The organism is Flavobacterium sp. CG_9.1, from assembly GCF_015751645.1.
GTDB classification, from domain to species: Bacteria; Bacteroidota; Bacteroidia; order Flavobacteriales; family Flavobacteriaceae; genus Flavobacterium; species Flavobacterium xanthum.
Window position 1 is genome coordinate 1 of the sequence record NZ_JADOVC010000032.1, and the last position, 18,198, is coordinate 18,198.

14 protein-coding genes are annotated in these 18,198 nt (G+C 33.0%); 7 read left to right on the forward strand and 7 right to left on the reverse strand.

Annotated features, from left to right (window positions below; translation table 11 throughout):
- Window positions 1-56 precede the first annotated feature (56 nt).
- Complete coding sequence (locus IWX83_RS14345) at window positions 57-860, reverse strand: hypothetical protein (protein WP_196830623.1); 804 nt, start codon at window positions 858-860, stop codon at window positions 57-59.
- A gap of 329 nt (window positions 861-1,189) precedes the next feature.
- Window positions 1,190-1,927: a hypothetical protein gene (locus IWX83_RS14350; protein ID WP_196830625.1), complete on the reverse strand. Its 738-nt coding sequence runs from the start codon at window positions 1,925-1,927 to the stop codon at window positions 1,190-1,192.
- A 364-nt stretch (window positions 1,928-2,291) separates the two neighbouring features.
- Between IWX83_RS14350 and IWX83_RS17490 the strand changes: the two genes are divergently transcribed.
- From IWX83_RS17490 to IWX83_RS14370, 4 genes are all read left to right on the forward strand, one after another.
- The gene (locus IWX83_RS17490) at window positions 2,292-3,953 is read left to right on the forward strand and encodes an AraC family transcriptional regulator (protein ID WP_196830627.1); all 1,662 of its coding nucleotides are present in this window, start codon (window positions 2,292-2,294) and stop codon (window positions 3,951-3,953) included.
- A gap of 92 nt (window positions 3,954-4,045) precedes the next feature.
- A complete protein-coding gene (locus tag IWX83_RS14360) occupies window positions 4,046-5,044 on the forward strand; it encodes a type IV toxin-antitoxin system AbiEi family antitoxin (protein ID WP_196830629.1) in 999 nt (332 codons plus the stop codon).
- Window positions 5,019-5,885: a hypothetical protein gene (locus IWX83_RS14365; RefSeq protein WP_196830631.1), complete on the forward strand. Its 867-nt coding sequence runs from the start codon at window positions 5,019-5,021 to the stop codon at window positions 5,883-5,885. The genes IWX83_RS14360 and IWX83_RS14365 overlap by 26 nt, the downstream gene beginning before the upstream one ends.
- Before the next feature lie 157 nt (window positions 5,886-6,042).
- Window positions 6,043-6,219: a histone H1 gene (locus IWX83_RS14370; RefSeq protein ID WP_196830633.1), complete on the forward strand. Its 177-nt coding sequence runs from the start codon at window positions 6,043-6,045 to the stop codon at window positions 6,217-6,219.
- A gap of 954 nt (window positions 6,220-7,173) precedes the next feature.
- Here the strand turns inward: IWX83_RS14370 and IWX83_RS14375 are convergent.
- Together IWX83_RS14375 and IWX83_RS14380 are read right to left on the reverse strand one after the other, a co-directional pair.
- On the reverse strand, window positions 7,174-7,560 hold the full coding sequence (locus tag IWX83_RS14375; protein WP_231380041.1) for a hypothetical protein: 387 nt from the start codon (window positions 7,558-7,560) through the stop codon (window positions 7,174-7,176).
- Window positions 7,561-7,984: 424 nt separating this feature from the next.
- Window positions 7,985-8,395, reverse strand: coding sequence for a Fic family protein (locus IWX83_RS14380; RefSeq protein WP_196830635.1), 411 nt, complete (start codon window positions 8,393-8,395; stop codon window positions 7,985-7,987).
- Window positions 8,396-8,860: 465 nt separating this feature from the next.
- On the opposite strand from IWX83_RS14380, the gene IWX83_RS14385 reads away from it, so the two are divergent.
- Window positions 8,861-9,205 carry a helix-turn-helix domain-containing protein gene (locus tag IWX83_RS14385; protein WP_196830636.1) on the forward strand — a complete coding sequence of 115 codons (345 nt, stop codon included), beginning with the start codon at window positions 8,861-8,863 and terminating at the stop codon, window positions 9,203-9,205.
- Complete coding sequence (locus IWX83_RS14390) at window positions 9,205-10,497, forward strand: type II toxin-antitoxin system HipA family toxin (protein ID WP_196830638.1); 1,293 nt, start codon at window positions 9,205-9,207, stop codon at window positions 10,495-10,497. The genes IWX83_RS14385 and IWX83_RS14390 overlap by 1 nt, the downstream gene beginning before the upstream one ends.
- 150 nt (window positions 10,498-10,647) lie before the next feature.
- On the opposite strand, the gene IWX83_RS14395 is transcribed toward IWX83_RS14390, so the two are convergent.
- From IWX83_RS14395 to IWX83_RS14405, 3 genes are all read right to left on the reverse strand, one after another.
- Window positions 10,648-10,956, reverse strand: coding sequence for a hypothetical protein (locus tag IWX83_RS14395; RefSeq protein ID WP_196830640.1), 309 nt, complete (start codon window positions 10,954-10,956; stop codon window positions 10,648-10,650).
- Entirely contained in the window at window positions 10,937-12,958 is a 2,022-nt protein-coding gene (locus tag IWX83_RS14400; protein WP_196830642.1) for a PHP domain-containing protein, read from the reverse strand. Before IWX83_RS14400 ends, IWX83_RS14395 begins: the two co-directional genes overlap by 20 nt.
- A gap of 396 nt (window positions 12,959-13,354) precedes the next feature.
- Window positions 13,355-13,702: a helix-turn-helix domain-containing protein gene (locus tag IWX83_RS14405; protein ID WP_196830644.1), complete on the reverse strand. Its 348-nt coding sequence runs from the start codon at window positions 13,700-13,702 to the stop codon at window positions 13,355-13,357.
- A 1,459-nt stretch (window positions 13,703-15,161) separates the two neighbouring features.
- Here IWX83_RS14405 and IWX83_RS14410 point away from each other — a divergent pair.
- Window positions 15,162-18,191 carry a SusC/RagA family TonB-linked outer membrane protein gene (locus IWX83_RS14410; RefSeq protein ID WP_196830646.1) on the forward strand — a complete coding sequence of 1,010 codons (3,030 nt, stop codon included), beginning with the start codon at window positions 15,162-15,164 and terminating at the stop codon, window positions 18,189-18,191.
- The last annotated feature ends 7 nt before the right edge of the window (window positions 18,192-18,198 follow it).

Below are 18,198 nucleotides of genomic sequence, written 5' to 3' on the forward strand. Positions count from 1 at the left end.
CTCTTCTTGTTCTTGACATAATTCTGCTAATTTAAGGTTTTTAATCCTATCTTAATTTAAAGCAAAAAATTGTACGTTTTTTGGGGAGCAGCATATTCCTCAACTATACTCGAAATAGTTACATCATTATTTTGAAGTAATATTTTTATTTCTAAAATAATGGCCTCCTCAATAAATTGCTTTGCCGTTTTATTAGTGACCGCTTTAATTGTTTTTGTAAGGTACCCAGACGTTATACATAATACATCTGCATAAAATTTTACATCATGCTGCTTCCGGAAATTAATTTCTAAAATTTTAAAAAACTGCAAGACAAGTTTTTCTCTTCCGGTATGTCTTAGCGAGATTTGTTCATAACGTTTGTTATAAATTCCTGCTAGTTCATAAAGCAATAAATTAAAACTAAATAGCAGCGCCTCTTTTCTAAAAAGGTGTTTATTTGAACTTCTAGCAGTACTATCCATCAATTTGAACAAATCAATTATGCGCAAAGCCTCTTTATTTTTGAGAGAGATTTTTGGAGGGTATTGGGTAACAAAAAATTCAAAATATCCGATATGGGGTCTTTTTATACTATTTTCAAAAATAAACTCTGTAGTAAATGATAGTTGGCAAATTCGCAATTGCTCACTCATCATCAAAATTTTATATGTCGCCTTTTTTGGAATCACTATAAGATCATTTAAATACATACTAATGTTTCTACTATTTATCTCAACGTATAAATAACCCGAATTTACAATAAGGATAGAAAAACGGTCTACTATAAATAGCCCACTAAAAGCATTTTTAGAGGTGAAAATTTCAAATAAGTGCACTTGTAAACCTAAATGATGATATTTATAATTTTTGCTTACCAAAACAATTTTTTTTTACAGAGATATTATTACAATCCTTTATATAACCTTTGCTTATTATGTTTCACCACATTTGCATGGGCATTTAGAAAATACTCTAGCTATCAATGAAATTGAAACAAATAGTAAATTTGAAGTACAGCCAACAAAAAGTAGAAATGCCAGGTTTCGTGGATTATCACTTTTTATCTCGCCATTATTGAAATAGCCAATTATTTCATCATAGGATAATAGATCTACAATGAAATAAAGGCTAACTAGATTGAAGAGGATTGAAAACACATAAAAAACGTAAATTATTTCCTTTTCGATCAGGTGAATTCGGTGCATTATTAGTCTGCTACAATGTTATTAATCATAATCCCCATTACAAGTGACCTGCCTACCGCAGCAGGTGTATTATCTATAGCACCACTAACTCCACCAACACGGTTGCCGACAGAAGAGTCCCAATCTTTATCTTTACGCTCCTTTGCATAATAGAGTGAAAACCTAACTATAGAAGATGAAGTTAGAATAATTCTTTTATCCTCGTTGCTAAATTGTGTACTAGTCAGTACAGATGATTCATATGAAACTATGGATTGATAGATTGTTCCATAGTCATCATCCTCCCATAAAAGTACTGCGTTCATAAAACTGGCAAGGCTCAATTTTGCTATAGCTGTCATAGGAGAGTTTGCAATAACTTCATTTAGTTTTGCCTGAGGATTATCTAAAATCTCTTGTAACTTGTCAAGATTATTGGGCAGATTCATTTCTAAAGTTAAAACCCCCATATCGCTATTTACAGCTGCAATGGCTTCAACCTGTTGGCTTATTTGCACAATCGTATTGTACTGATAGTTACCTGACATATAAATATCGAGTAGATCATTATGTAACTTACCAGCAAGATCATAAACATTTGCCGAATTTTCAGGACCCAAGTTATGAACTTTTTGAGCCAATTTTTCTAATTTCTTATTACCAACTGTACTATCAAGACCTTTCGTATCATCAATAGTGTCAGTGGTACAAGAAACAATTAGTAATGGTAAAATTACTAACCACAATGAAGTATTTTTCATGATTAAAATGTGTTAAATGTGTCCGACTACTTTTTTAGTCAGTTCATTTCACCCGGGTCAGCAGAACTTTAATCTGGCACGATGCCAAATATTTTTGCTTTTGAATTCAAAGCAAATCTAGAGGTAGAATTTAGTCTTTCCAACTCGGTATGTATGGATTTCCGAGAATAACGGTATGGATTTTCTGGAAATCTATACCTCTTTTTTTTCATAAATACTCACTGATTAACAATTGTTTATTTTATATTTGATATAGTTTTTCATAAAATAATCCTAACGAATTCTTTTTAGACAGTAATCTGGTCAAATACTAATTTTACTGTGAAATTTGTGCTTCATTTTTAATTTAACTTATGATTAAAAAGTGTCTATTACAGTATCTCTTTGCTTAGTAAGTAAAGTTTTTGCACAGGAAAATGCATATAAATTTCCTGATACGCTCCGAAGTAAAAATTATGATTATCTGTTTGAACGGATAGAAGATTTAGAAAAAAACAGTAATAAACAGTCGCTGTATCTTCGGTATTTTTTATTTAAAGCCAAATCAGAAAAAAATCCGGAGGAGATTATAAACGGCTATAAAAATTATGTCTATTACTCCTCAGATAATTTGAAATTAATCTATGCTGACAGTATGGTTAATACTGCAAAAAAAACGAAGAATAATGCGTTGATTGGTTCCGCATATCTTTCTAAGGGAATTTTATGTTATTCTCAGAAAAAACATAATTATGCTTTAGATAATTATCTCCTAGCTAATACTTTTATTTCCAAAACCAATGACAAGTATTTAATTTACAAAGTGAAATACAATATTGCCAATATAAAATACTATCTAGGGTTTTATAATGAGGCGATTTCCTTATTTAGGGAATGCATTTCCTATTTTAAAGAAAACAATACAAGAGGATATTTAAATTCACTCCATTCGCTTGGGTTGTGCTACAACCACATTGGCAATTATGGTTTGTGCACCGAAACAAACGAGAAGGGCATTCTAGAGGGGGAAAAATTAGCCAATGCCGAAATGACTGCCTATTTTAATCATTCGGAAGGAATTAATCAGTTTTTTAAAAATAATTATGCTTCAGCCATTGAAAATATTACAAACGCACTCCCAGCTATACGTCGAAACAAGGACTTCGCAAATGAAGCCGTTGCCTACTTCTATATTGGAAAAAGCTATTGGAATCTAAAGAAACCTGAGATTGCTCTATCCTATTTCAAAAAAGTAGACACTATTTTTAATAATACAGGATACATTCGCCATGATCTTCTTGAGAATTATCAATTATTGGTCAATTATTATAAATCTAAAGATAATCTAAGAAGTCAGCTACATTATATTGAGAAATTGCTTATTGCAGATCGTGTGTTAGACAGCAAGTACTATTATCTTTCTGGTAAAATTCACAAAGATTTTGACACAAAAAAAATAGTACTTGAGAAGAGAAATATTCAAAAGTTGTTTGATAAAAGAAAGCATAATGATATCATTTTTACCAGTATAATTGCTCTTTTATTTTTATCTTTACTACTCATTGCTTATCTACATATTAGGAATAAGAAGATCTATCGAAAAAAGTTTGAGGAACTCATGAAGAAAAGTGAGGCGCCCTTTAAGAATGAAACTATACACATAACTAAGGGAATAGAAGATATTAATCAAGAAACTGTAGGCATTCTCTTGAAACAACTAGAGCGGTTTGAAAAAGATAAGAAGTTTCTAGAAAAAGATTTGACTGCTGCAAAACTTACAGTCGCTTTTGGTTCAAATGCAAAATATCTCTCCAAAATAATCTACCACGCCAGAGGCAAAAAATTTGTGGAATATATTAATGATCTCAAAATTGATTATTTGATTCAATTATTAAATGAAGATAAAATGTTGAGAAATTATAAGAATAAGGCATTGGCGGAAGAGGTGGGTTTTAGTAGTACGCAACGATTTGCCAATGCCTTTTTTGCCAGAACTGGGATGCCACCCACCTATTTTATTGAAGAACTCAAAAAAGGGCATTCGTAAAGTATTTATAGTTTGTAAAGATAATAATAGTATATTTGTTCAATTAATTATTATTGTTCACGTTTTCGTGAACAATGAAAATAAGTGAACAGATGAATGAAAAAGAAATCATACAGTATGCTATAAATAATATCCAAAAAGGTGGTGCGATCCATGTGGAGTGGAAAGAACTTAACGATGACAGTACTATTGATGGAGAACTTCTACTACACTTGAATAAGCATACTATAACATTATATGCAGAAATTAAAAAAGAACTTAGGAACATACATCTTGCTAAAATAGAAGAATTGGCTAATACAAAAAATCCTTTTATTATTGTTGCGCAACGCATATTTCCGAAGATAAAGGAAGAGCTACGCAAGCGAAATATTGCCTACTTAGAAGCTAATGGTAATATATTCCTGAATAAAGATGCAATCTATCTCTACATTGATGGTAATACCCCTATTGAATTAAAACATAAAACAACCAATAGAGCCTTTACTAAAACAGGATTAAAAGTAATTTATCAATTTCTCATTAAGGATTGTATCAACAGTACCTACCGCGAGATTGCTGAAGTAACAGATACCGGAATTGGTACTTTAAACACCATATTTAATGGCTTAAAAGAGGAAGGTTTTATACTTCAGTTAACCAAGAATGAACTCCAGATCGAGAACAAGAAAAAATTGTTAGATAAATGGGTACTGGAATATGAAAAGCGCCTCAAGCCAACCTTGGCGATAGGAACATTTCGCTTCCTCAATAGAGATGATTTTTATAACTGGAAAGATATTCCTCTCAAAAAAGGAAAAACAATGTGGGGCGGGGAACCAGCAGGTGATCTTCTCACCAATTATTTACGTCCGGAGGAACTTACATTATATACCAACGAAGAAACAAGCGAATTAATGAAAAATTACCGTCTCGTTCCGGACTTAGAAGGCAATATCAAAGTATTTAAACCATTTTGGGGAGACGAGCAAGAAAACACAAACACCGTACATCCGCTCCTAGCCTATGCCGATTTAATGAATAAAGGAGACCGCAGATGTACAGAAACCGCACAAAAGATATACGATGAGTATTTACAAGATCAGTTTTAAGCAATTGCAACAACAGCCTGTTATTTCAGAAATGCTTACCGCATTAGAAAATGGGTTGCACAAATACAATATAGACTTTTATCTAGTAGGTGCCGTGGCACGCGATGTTTGGATGACTGCCATAAACGATATACCACCCAGCAGAGTTACTGGAGATATCGATTTTGCCGTTTTTATAAATGACAAAAACACCTATGCGGATCTCAGAGAATATCTCATCAATGTGGAAGGATTTATCCCTTACAAAGGCAATGGTTTTGTCCTTAAATGGAAAAACTTCGTACAAATAGATTTAATGCCTTTTGGAGAAATAGAAGCCAAACCCTCAAATATAACGGTTGAAGGTACCGGCCTTACCAGCCTCAATATGCCAGGCTTCAAAGAAATATATGATTCCGGCTTTCCGGAAGCTGAGCTAGAAGAAAAACACCGCTTTAAATTTTGCACCTTACCCGGCATTGTACTGCTCAAATTAATTGCTTTTCAAGAACGTCCCGAAATAAGACGCGACGATATCAAAGACATCAGTAAAATCCTTAAACATTTTCTTGATATGTATGCCGATGAAATATATGAAAACCATAATGATCTTTTTGGAGATAAGGATATCAACTTAAATTGGATTGCTGCAAGAGTCTTAGGGAGAGACATGGGTAAAATTGCTCTTTTAAACGAAGCCCTTTTTCTAAGAATAAAAAAGTTATTAAAGAAAAATACAGCTGATATTCATTCCAGTGATGTCGCCAAAATTATGGCAGAGTTTTTTCAGAATACGATTGCAGAAAATGTAAAACTGCTGGAACAGGTAAAAATAGGATATTTAGAAAATGATGCCTTATAAAATTAAAATCGAGCAATCACACTTACATCACTTGTAATCAATCACCATCTGTCTTTATTGCCTTATATCTCACAATCAGGGTATAAATTTAACATCAAATTATTTCTGTCTCAGGAGCAAAATTCTATTTTTGCGCCCTAATTTAATATATACTACAATGAAAGATTTAATCGAACAAATTAACGCAGAATTCGAAACATTTAAAACAGAATCTGAATCACTAATTGAGAAAGGTGTCAAAGCAGCCGGACCAAGAGCTCGTAAATCAACTTTGGAACTAGAGAAACTTTTAAAAGAGTTTAGAAAAGTTTCTGTAGAAGAATCAAAAAAATAAAATTCATTTTCAATTCTCAGCCCTTTGGAATTTCCGAAGGGCTTTTTTTTTTATCCTTATCCTGGTCCAAAATTTGAAACAAATTTTAAAATGAGACGCCTCCTTTTTTCAAATATTTCATATCATTACAAAACAGATTTATTTTGAGAAACTAGAATAACCCTCTATTAAAAATGGTGTGTAATTCCGGAATTGAATACTTTAATTTCAACGATACTAATTCTTACATCTACTGCTTTTCCTACCATTTATCTTTTTTTCTAAAAAGCAAATTGCAATGTGTGTAATTCGCGAATTGAATACTTAAAATTCATGGAAACTGCACCTTAAATCCTTTACTGTTCCTAGCATTTATCTTTTTTTGTAAAAAACAAATTTCAGAGTGTGTAATTCGCGAATTGAGCACTTTAAATTCACAGTAATTACACCCTAAATCCATTGCTGTCCCTAAAACAAACATATATCACTTTTTATAAAAATTAAATAATGAAGTGTGTAATTCTCGAATTGAATACTTAAAATTCACCGAACTGCATCTTAAATCTACTGCTATTCCTACTATTTATCTTTTTTTTCTAAAAAGCAAATAGCAATGTGTGTAATTCGGGAATTGAATACATAAAATTTACGGTAATTATACCTTAAATCCTTTACTGTTCCTAGCATTTATCTTTTTTTGTAAAAAACAAATTTCAGAGTGTGTAATTCGCGAATTGAATACTTAAAATTCATGGAAAATGCAGCTTAAATCCTGTGCTGTTCCTAGCATTTATCTTTTTTTATAAAAAACAGATAGCAAAGTATGTAATTCGCGAATTACACACTTTGCTATCTAAACAAACTTAAATCAATTGAAAAAAATATGAATAATACGACTGTCGTGCTACGATATGGTTTCTTTTCTGTACTTGACTCAAATGAATAACTCTTATGAGCTTCTGGAACTACTCCCACTTACTTTTTCTTGTCTTCGTTAACAATTAATTTCAAAGAATTGATGTAATCTGTATCAAATTCTATCACTCTTATTTTGTTTGGCTTAAAACTCATTTCACCTTCAAATTTCCCTTCGGTTCCCAAAAAATCTATTATCAATTCTTCTTCATTCAACTCTAAAAGTTTACCGAGATAAACCGCTTTATCTGATTTAGTTGCAATTTGAAAAATTTCATATTTACTTGCTAAAAAATGTATAATGGTCGACACATCTTTAAGCGGAATTATTTCGGCGGCGCCTGTTTTTAAACCTTTCAGTTTAATTACTCTTTCTGTGAATTCGTGATCCTTGTCTTGGATAATTACCTTTACATTTTTATTTTTTAATATCGTATAGCCTTCCATAATAAAATCAAATGGATTATTTTTAAGTAAAATCCAATCTTCAATCCAATCAATAAGAAAACCACTAAAGATTTCTTTTTTGTCGTCAAATTTTATTGTAATTAATTGTCGTACTTATTTTTCCATTATGTTTTTTTTTTTTAAGTTTCGAGCGCACTTTTTCTCTACTATCCGTTTTTCGAAGCTTCCTAATAAAAAACTTCACACAGCCTGTGTTTAATTATTTTAAAGTAAATATAGGGATTTAAATTTCTATTTTTTATTTAAGAAACCGCAACTGGATTCACTCAACATCCAAAGATTTCAAAATGATAATGGTGTAAAATAGATCATATACCATTTCATTTTTTGATCAACTCATGCACCCGTTAGTTTCTTTTCTATGTCTGATTCTAGGGCTTGTTCGTTGGTTTGACTACTCATCTTATTCTATTTTTGTTTTTAATAGCTGCCCTTTTTGAGTTAGGCGGTATTTTTGGTTGGTGCTATTCGGTTTGTCAGGTATAGTCATTTCAATAAAACCTTCTTCCATTGCTGGATTTAAATAATTATCTCTGAAATTTGGATTGTGTTTTAGTTGCAAGATATTCATTAATTCCTGTCGTGAATAGGCTTCATCTGTAATCAAAATCAATCTTTTTATCAGCTCATTAACTTGGTCGGTGACTTGGTCGGTGACTTGATCGGTAGCTTGTCCAGTGGTCGCAATTGGGCGCCAAATGGTAACTTTGAATCCTTCTTCTAAATTAAATATAGGTTCTAGTAAACCATTTTCTTTTCCCCTACTCCAACTAAAATAATAATATTCTTTTTGCCAGTCCTGAAATTTAGCCATCAAATAACACTATATTAACCAGTTATAGCCCAATTAAAATAAGGATTAAAAATCCTCTTGATACACCCTAAATTATTTTAGAAACTCCATATGTTAGGAAGTATAACGGTTACGTCCAACCTTAGTTCGTTGTTGGCTTTTCAAATGTTCTTCGAAGCATTAGAAAGCTGGAAAAAGAGTGTGTTAGTACTATAGAGTTACAGTTGATTTCGTAGAGAATTGTCCCGAATTACCGTAGTCTAGCAGTTCTGATGAAAATAGTAATGAAATCGAAATATTAGATTTTATTGTTTTACAATTAAAAACTAACACACAACGACGGTAAAAACCAACACTACTTGCTCTTTTAAACAATTAAGACGGTATTTACCAACAAAAAAACACACCTTAATTGAACTTCAATCATTATTTTTTAATATATTTGTTGGTAAGTACCAACACTGAGCGTAATTTAAACCATTAAAAATGGGAAATACCAACACTAATTGGGTAGGAATGAGCGACACCGCGATCGTGAGTACCATTGGAGAATTCATTAAACAGCAGCGATTAAAGATTAATAAAACGCAAGCACAATTGTCTAATGAGGCAGGAATCAACCGATGGACGTTAGGCCAAATTGAAAACGGTGAAGCTATTACGATGATTTCACTAATTCAAATTATGAGAGCTTTAGATGTTTTGTACCTGTTCGAAGGATTTTCCATTAAACAGGAAATCAGCCCTATAGAACTCGCAAAACAAGACCAACAAAAAAGAAAACGTGCTAGAAATAGTGGTACTGATAACACAAAACAATCCGACTGGTAATGATAACAACAGCTTTTGTAAAAATATGGGGAGAAACAGTCGGTGCCGTAGTATGGAACACCGAAACAGGTGTGGCTAGTTTTGAATACGATCCAAAGTTTATAAGTACTAAATCGGATTTGGCACCACTAAAAATGCCTATAGTCAATAGTAACAAGCGTATTTTTTCTTTTCCAGAATTACGGGATGTAAAAACATTTAAAGGCTTGCCGGGTTTATTAGCTGATGTACTGCCCGATGACTACGGAAACCAATTAATTAACAGTTGGTTAGCACAAAACGGTCGCCCCGAAAACAGCATGAACCCCGTCGAACTCCTATGTTTCATTGGAACACGTGGTATGGGAGCTTTGGAGTTTGAACCTTCACAACTTAAAACAAATAAAAAAGCTTTTGATATTGAAATAGATAATTTGATTAGCCTTTCTCAAAAAATGCTTTCCAAAAGAGAAGGTTTTGAAACTAATTTGAGCGAGGACGAACAAAAAGCCATGTTAGATATTCTTAAGATCGGAACCTCAGCAGGTGGTGCTCGTCCAAAAGCTATTATCGCCTACAATGAAAAAACAGGGCAGGTAAAATCCGGACAAACAACAGCTCCAAAAGGATTTGAACACTGGTTAATCAAATTAGATACAGTAAGTGATGTACAATTTGGCGAAAGCACCGGCTATGGCAGAATTGAAATGGCCTACTATCTCATGGCAAAAGCTTGTGCTATTGACATGATGGAATGCCGATTAATGGAGGAGAATGGCAGAGCACATTTCATGACCAAGCGCTTTGACCGTGAAGGTGGAGAACAAAAACACCACATACAAAGCTTGTGTGCCATGCAGCATTATGATTTTAGTCAAATCACAAGTTTTAGCTACGAACAGCTCTTTCAAACCATGCGTTTGTTACGCCTTCCCTACCCTCAAGCAGAACAACTATTTAGAAGAATGGTATTTAATGTAATCGCTAGAAATTGTGATGACCATACCAAAAACTTTGCTTTTCGACTAAAAAAAGATGGAGAATGGGAATTAGCACCAGCCTACGATATTTGCTTTGCCTACCGTCCTGAGAGCGATTGGGTGAGCCAACACAATCTTAGTATCAATGGTAAAAGAAAAGACATTACAAAAACCGATCTTCTAGTTATTGCCAAGACAATGAATATAAAAAAGGCAAATGCTATTGTACAGCAAATTAGTAGCACCGTTACAAATTGGTATGAATTTGCCGAAAAGGCCAATGTAGAAGAGCGTTTTAAAACGATAATTGGCAACTCACATTTAATTTTATAAAAAGATTTGCAGACAAATTAATACAGACTCTTGCAAATAGCGATAAATCATAATATTCTTCGCTGATATCAATGGTTCAAACAAAGCAGAGTTGGCGCTAAGAATACAAAATTGTAAGCATGACGTTTGCAGCAGTGTGGGGTCGTTATTTTATTCGAGAGATTCGTGTTTAGCAATTGCACTACTAAATTGGGAATCACATTCATCAATAAATGATTTTTTATTATTTACAAAATCTAAGAATTTTTCATAAATACTTTTGTATACAATTTGATGAGCTTTATGTCCAATTTTCTCTTCTATATATTCATCCATCTCGAAATCAGTTGAAATAGCAGATTCTAGCAAACTCATTAAGTCTTCCTTTAAAATCTTATCAACTTCAATCCATTTGTCAACTTGTTCTTTTTCTTGTTTTAGAAAATACCCTTTGTTATTTTCAATTTTTAAGTATGTCATATGTTTCTTCTCTTCTTTTATTATATTCATCATTTCCTGCTTCTAAACAATTTAGCATAACATCATAATTATTGATAATTTCTCCAGTTACTGATTTTAAATGTATGTCAGCTGGATGTCCAGAAAAAGTTTTATAAATAATTTTACCATCATTAATTTCTCTTTTAGTACAAGCAATATAATTTGGTTTTATGGACGCACCAACTGTACTGTTATGTGTTACAATAATTACTGGTATTGATTTCGAAATATCTCGCAATAGTGCATTAACTTCGTTTTTTAGAAAAATATTATCGAAAGATGATTCAGGTTCATCTATTAATAGCATTTCATGTTTTAAAGCGTCATTAATTTCATGTAGCAAATTAAATTCAGAGCGTTCGCCACCTGAAACTTCAAAACCAAGTTTATTTAAGGTTTTATATTCAATGTCGATAAAGAATTTGTACAACTCTGTTTCCTCAATATCAAGACTTTGTAATGATTTTAAAAATTTAAAAGGCAAATTATAGTTTAAAAAAGCTCCAGTTAAAGAAATTTGTCTTTTACATACTTTTTTCAAGTGCGTAGCGCTTGTGAAATTTTTCGTAAAAGCAACAATTTTAAAACCTCTTATTTCTTTTCTGTCTATTTCGCTTTCTTTTTTTAAATCATTTACAATTTTAATAAATTTATTTACTTTATCTTTTTCAACCATCATCCTATAAAAATCAACATCTTCTGGAACAGTTGATGAAGTTCTAAAACGTAGTTCATCTTTAACTTTTGAAATTAGATTATTAACCCAGTCTTTTTTCAAGTTAATTACTTCAAGTCGAAGATATTCTTTCATTAGATCGATTTCCAACGCTTCTAATGATTGGTTAGTTATATGGTTATTGATTATACTTTTATAGTCTGAATTTTCTTTTAAAAGCTTAGTTGCTGAAATTAGATTTTTTAAACTAAATAAATCTTTTTTTGTAAATAAATTTTCACTAAATAGTTTTGTATTTGAAAAAGCGTCAGCTTTTTCGTTATCTGAAGCATACTTTAACAACGAGTCTAAATATTTTTCAATTTCAAGTTCGTTTTGTTTTTCATCAATATTCTTTACAGAATCAATAACTTGTTTAAATTCACTTAAAAATTCTTCAGAAACAGAGCTATGCCTTCTTGAAAGTAGTTCTTCAAATTTTTGTTTATCATTTTGTAATAAAGAAAATTGCTCTATATACTTAACATTGTCATGATTATGAAATATTTTTTCTAATGTTACTGTTTTTCCTGTTGAACGCTCTCCTAAGATAACATTTAAACCTGTTGATAACATAAGTCCATCATCTGTAGCTTGAAAAAAATTATTTCCTTCTTCTTTAGTTAGAAATACTTTTTGTTTATCTGTAAGACAAGATTTAATTCCATTTAATGTAATTTCTTCTAAATCAACAAAAGTTTGTTGAGTTGAAAAGTTTTTCATTGTAGAAAAATATCGCGTATCACTAAAAATTACAGGGACTAAACTCTCTTTATCCTTTATACAAGTTTTAAATTTTTTATAACTTGATACTTCGCCAGCACTTATTAAAGAATTAATTTGAGATATTATATCATTATTTATTATTGGATTTTTTTGATAATGAGGAATCAGTAAATATTTATCTAATACAGTGAAAATCTGATTAAATTCTTGCAGCGTTATATAATCATCTTTTGTATTAATCAAAGAAGTAACTCTTTCGCATTTTTTTGCAAAATCGTTAATTTCTGACAAATCTTTATTATCAGCTATTAATAATAAATGCCCTCTTTCTAAATCAATTTCAATTCCTGGGAAAATAATTATGTCAAGTTCTTTAACAATTTCATTGTATTGTTTAAAATCAAATACATTATGATTTGTAATAGCTATTGCATCAATATCAAGTTTTTCAGTGTACTCTTTTAATTTCGATAAGTCGAATTCAAAAGCTTTATCACTAACTGTAGCAATTGTATGAATATGTAGGTCGATTTTCTTCATATGAACTCGATTATATTGGGATAATTACCGCCAACGGAAGGCCGCTTATCTTAGTTGGGAAATTACATGTGTAGGATCTTTCTTTAAAGCTTTACCATAACTCATGCAATATTTCTAGGACTGTAAATAAAAGCTATTAAAATTATTAATACAATACCCACTTTTAGTGATTTCGTGATAAATTCATCAATGCTTAAAAGTAATCCCAGATAAGTTTTTCCCTTTCCCTATTTATTTGCAAAAGAACATCTCTTTCAATAGGATTCGGTATGATATTTAAAGACATTTGTGGTAGAGCACTGCTTGTTGTATCTACTAATATGAATTTAAGAATAGAACTCCACAACGACTTAAACTTTTGGAACTACTAAATGTTTATATTCTTTACCGGTATACTTATTCTAAAGACTCTATCTTCACCACCTCTGAACTTAAAGCCTTAGTACCACTTTCGTTCATAGTTTGTTTTACAGTAACTTTAATTTTATCATATTGAGGAGTAGGGAACTTCATCAGGTCTGAAATGTTTTTAAAACCAAAAGCCTTTGCCAATAAAGCAATGTGACGCGTAGAATATTTGTGTCGTTGAGTAAATGATTCTACATTACTTACAAAACTTCTAGCTACTCCCATCTTTAGACTTAGCTCATCTTTAGTAAAATCCTTCTCCTTACGTATTGCTTTTATATGATTTATAAAGTCCAAATCATATTGTGTTGTCTCAAAGCAAATTAATTTTTCCATAAATGATAAAATATTTACCCTATATGTTGGGTATTTAATTAATTTTATTATATTTGTTCTAGCGAATTGACAATTAGCCTTTTTGGCATAATTAAAACGATGTTATCTCGACTCAAAACGACCAAGTTTACCTTCGAGAGTATCGTGAAGTCGCTCCATGTCATAAAGTTTCTTACTTTTGCAAAGGCATGCGAGCGGTTCTCACGTAAGCTTTAGGTGGTAACTTTATAATCGAAAGATTTTAAAGATGGGTTTGGTCGCCCTTGAGTCTAAAGTGTGAGGCCGCTCCTTGCTTTTTCTGCAAGCACTCTTCATACCCGAAATACATCGTTCCATAACCATAAACCTATAAATTATGAGAACGAATTTTTTATGTATTACTCGTAGTAAACCACCTTAATTAACTACTAATTATAGGTTCCTTTTGTCGCCCTCTACTGAAACAAACAATGAGTTAGGTTAGGAAACGCTGTGAAGCACTCTTACAAGAGCAACTTCTACCATCAGTATAATTACATACTGATGTGTGAAACCCTATCCTGATATATAAAATGAGATTTATTACAAACAACATTTGTATAGTTATATCCCACCGCAAACCTAAGCTGCTTTTGGCACTTAGATTTCAGCCTTTCTATTTTAAACTCGCACTTTAAAAGTATTGTCTTTATTTCTATTTTCCAAATGGTATGCTTAAGTTTTTAGAATATGTTTTGCGAGGGGGAGCAAAAGGAGTTTTTGAACCAAAATAAAAAATGGATATTCATCTAAAAAATATTGGTGGAATTCATGCTATTATACTTAAAGTCAACTATAAAATTGACAAAACCATTTATGGCTTTATAATCTATTAAACCTAAATACCTGCACCAAAAAACCTTTTGAATAAAATGGACATAATTTAATTTGAGTTAGTTATCACAAGGTGCAGGTTATTTAGTAATCCTATAAAACCAAAAAAAATAGCTTGCTAATGATAGAATGGTAATAATGAATCAAAGAGATCAAAGAGAACCTATCCCCTGTCGTCGTACAGATTAGAGAGTCATAACAAAACATATGTTTAATCTAACCAACAACCAATATTATGAAATACTACAAACAAATACAAGCTGCTTTAATAGTGGCATTAATAGCACTTATATGCTTTTGGCTTTATGGTTGTAGCAGAATTTCCTAAACGAGTCGTCCAGATCTAAAACGGATCTAAAATGCCGTTTTTAAAGATACTAAGTTCAATTAATAAACGGTGCAGCTTATTGAGAAGCTACAGTAACTAATAACCTTTAACGCACAACCATCAAACTTTTAAAGCCTATGACTAAATAAAATTAACCTTAATGCCTTAGCGCCTTTGTGGCTCATCACATAAAAAAAGACTCTCTACCCCTGTCGTCAAACAAAATAGAGAGTCACAGTAAAACAAAACGCATGTTTCATCTAACCAATAACCAAAATTATGAAAAATAGTTCATTAATCAACGGGAGTAGGACAATAGTGTATTTCCTTATTTTAGGGTTGTACTTGTTCCTTAACCCTGTCCTAGCTTACAATGGTAGCAATTTTATAAAGCTCAACCTTCAAACCCATCAAGTAAGCGGTACCGTTACAGATTTTAATGGCCCATTACCAGGCGTAACGGTTACTATTAAAGGAACAAATACGGCTGTCATTACAGACTTTGATGGGAAATATCAAATAGCGGCTTCCCCTAGCGCTACGCTCGTCTATTCCTTTATGGGGTATAAGACGGTCTCTATGCCAATCAATGCGCTTAAAACGATTGATATCGTTTTGCAAGAAGATGCCACAACGCTTCAAGAAGTACGCGTCAATGCGGGATACTATTCCGTCAAGGAAAGCGAACGTACTGGTAGCATTGCTAGAATTACAGCAAAAGACATAGAAAAACAACCCGTCACCAATGTGCTGGCAGCTATGCAGGGAAGAATGGCTGGGGTCAATATTACACAAAACACTGGAGTGTCTGGCGGTAGTTTTGATATCCAGATTAGAGGACAAAATAGTTTGCGCTCTGATGGAAACAAGCCTCTTTACATCATTGACGGTGTTCCTTATGCTTCAGAAGCGCTAGGTTCTGATTTAACTGGCACTGTCCTGCCTGGCGGAATCAGTCCACTAAACAGTATCAACCCCGGAGATATCGAGAGCATTGAAGTACTTAAAGATGCTGATGCAACAGCCATTTATGGATCCCGTGGTGCTAATGGTGTGGTACTCATAACTACTAAAAAAGGCAAAGAAGGCAAAACAAAATTCACTACGAATGTTTCTACTGGTTTTGGGAAAGTCACCCGACTGATGGATTTGATGAATACCTCGCAATACTTGCAAATGCGAAAAGAAGCATTTGTTAATGATGGTATTCCTTATGGTTTTTCTGATTATGATGTTAACGGTACTTGGGATCAAAACCGATATACGAACTGGCAAAAGGAATTTATAGGAGGAACTGCTGAGTTTACTGATTTGCAATCATCCGTCTCAGGCGGATCGTCACAAACGCAATTCATAGTCAATGGAAACTTTCACAAAGAAACAACCGTTTTCCCTGGTGCTTCTAATTATAAAAAAGGAAATATACACTCTCAACTGAATCACGAATCAGAAAATAAAAAATTTAGACTCAATTTTTCGATGGGTTATACCGCACAGGAAAACAACCAACCAGGGATTGATATTACGCAACAAGCCATTCTTCTTCCGCCTAATGCACCAGCTTTGTATGATGCGCAGGGAAATTTAAACTGGGAAAACAGTACCTGGAATAATCCTCTTGCTAACCTAAATGGAAAATATATATCCCGAACCAATGACTTATTCGTCAACAGCTTGTTGTCTTACAACATCCTCCCCCATTTAATTGCTAAAACAAGTATTGGTTTTACAGATACTCGGTTTGATGATAGCCGCACACAACCTTCTACTTTGTATGATCCTGCCTATGAAGTAGGAAGTGAATATTCCTCTATTTATGTCAATACCACGAACAGAAAATCATGGATCATCGAACCCCAAATATCATGGACAAAAGAATTTGGCAAAGGGAAAACAGAAGTGCTATTGGGAAGTACTTTCCAACAGCAGAAAACCCTTCAACTAGTGCAAGAGGCAAACGGATTTAGTAGTAATAGTCTGCTTTATAATCTTTCCTCCGCCTTTAACGTATATGATCTTTTGCATGAGGAATCCGTGTATAAATACCAAGCGTTTTTTGGGCGGGTTAACTTCTCTTGGGTGAACCAATACATCCTCAATTTTACAGCTAGAAGGGACGGTTCAAGTAGATTTGGTGCACAGAAACAGTTTTCCACCTTTGGAGCGATTGGAAGTGCCTGGTTGTTTTCCAATGCCAATTTTATAAAAGATAATCTTCCTTTTTTAAGTTTTGGAAAACTTAGGGCTAGTTATGGTACTACAGGAAATGACCAAATTGGGGATTATCAGTTTTTAGATGCTTACGGCTCTTCTGGAAACAATTATGGGGGAGTTGTCGGACTGGAACCAACACGCTTGTTTAATCCCAATTTTGGATGGGAGACCAATAAAAAATTAGAATTCGCATTAGAAACCGGTTTTATACAAGACCGAATTTTTTTAACAGCAGGCTGGTATAACAATCAATCTTCAAATCAATTAGTGGGAATTCCACTCCCTGCCACAACTGGGTTCAATTCCTTACAAGCAAACTTAGATGCAACAGTACAAAACAGAGGAATCGAGTTAACATTACGAACAATAAATTTTCAAAAACAGTCCTTTAACTGGACCAGCAGTTTTAATTTGACAATCTCGCGTAATAAACTGTTGTCTTTCCCTAATCTTAAAGGGTCAACATACGAAAATCAGTTCGTAATTGGTCAGCCTTTAAATATTAAGAAAGTGTACCATTATACGGGTATTGATCCGGCAACGGGTATCTATCAATTTGAGGATTTTAATAACGATGGGGTACTTACGGCGGCAGAGGACAAACAGTCCATCCGTGATTTGAATCCAAAATATTTTGGAGGATTTCAAAATACAATTACCTATAAAAACTGGCAATTGGATTTTTTGTTTCAGGGGGTAAAGCAACTAAATTATAGTGGATCTTATACTACGGGAATTCCAGGAACAATGACAAATCAGCCAGCAACAGTTGTTGATCGTTGGCAAAATTCAGGAGACAGTGCGCTTTATCAACAATATACTACAGGAGTAAATGGTGCAGCAGTGTCCGCATTTTACAATTTTTACTCCAGTGACGCCATGATTGTGGACGCATCCTATATTCGTCTCAAAAATTTGTCCTTGTCCTATACTGTTTCGCAACAATGGCTCAAAGGTATCAATTGCCGATTCGTATTTCAAGGTCAAAACTTGCTTACCATTACCTCGTATCGCGGAGCAGACCCCGAGTCCAGATTTAGTTCAAGTCTCCCGCCTTTAAAAGTATTTACGACGGGAATCCAGCTTACTTTTTAACCCTTTA

Bases quoted from the DNA above. Each gene is read 5' to 3' on its own strand.
- IWX83_RS14350 (WP_196830625.1), bottom strand. From the start codon at position 1,927: ATGAAAAATACTTCATTGTGGTTAGTAATTTTACCATTACTAATTGTT.
- IWX83_RS14360 (WP_196830629.1), top strand. From the start codon at position 4,046: ATGAATGAAAAAGAAATCATACAGTATGCTATAAATAATATCCAAAAA.
- IWX83_RS14365 (WP_196830631.1), top strand. From the start codon at position 5,019: ATGAGTATTTACAAGATCAGTTTTAAGCAATTGCAACAACAGCCTGTT.
- IWX83_RS14370 (WP_196830633.1), top strand. From the start codon at position 6,043: ATGAAAGATTTAATCGAACAAATTAACGCAGAATTCGAAACATTTAAA.
- IWX83_RS14375 (WP_231380041.1), bottom strand. From the start codon at position 7,560: ATGGAAGGCTATACGATATTAAAAAATAAAAATGTAAAGGTAATTATC.
- IWX83_RS14380 (WP_196830635.1), bottom strand. From the start codon at position 8,395: ATGGCTAAATTTCAGGACTGGCAAAAAGAATATTATTATTTTAGTTGG.
- IWX83_RS14385 (WP_196830636.1), top strand. From the start codon at position 8,861: ATGGGAAATACCAACACTAATTGGGTAGGAATGAGCGACACCGCGATC.
- IWX83_RS14390 (WP_196830638.1), top strand. From the start codon at position 9,205: ATGATAACAACAGCTTTTGTAAAAATATGGGGAGAAACAGTCGGTGCC.
- IWX83_RS14395 (WP_196830640.1), bottom strand. From the start codon at position 10,956: ATGACATACTTAAAAATTGAAAATAACAAAGGGTATTTTCTAAAACAA.
- IWX83_RS14400 (WP_196830642.1), bottom strand. From the start codon at position 12,958: ATGAAGAAAATCGACCTACATATTCATACAATTGCTACAGTTAGTGAT.
- IWX83_RS14405 (WP_196830644.1), bottom strand. From the start codon at position 13,702: ATGGAAAAATTAATTTGCTTTGAGACAACACAATATGATTTGGACTTT.
- IWX83_RS14410 (WP_196830646.1), top strand. From the start codon at position 15,162: ATGAAAAATAGTTCATTAATCAACGGGAGTAGGACAATAGTGTATTTC.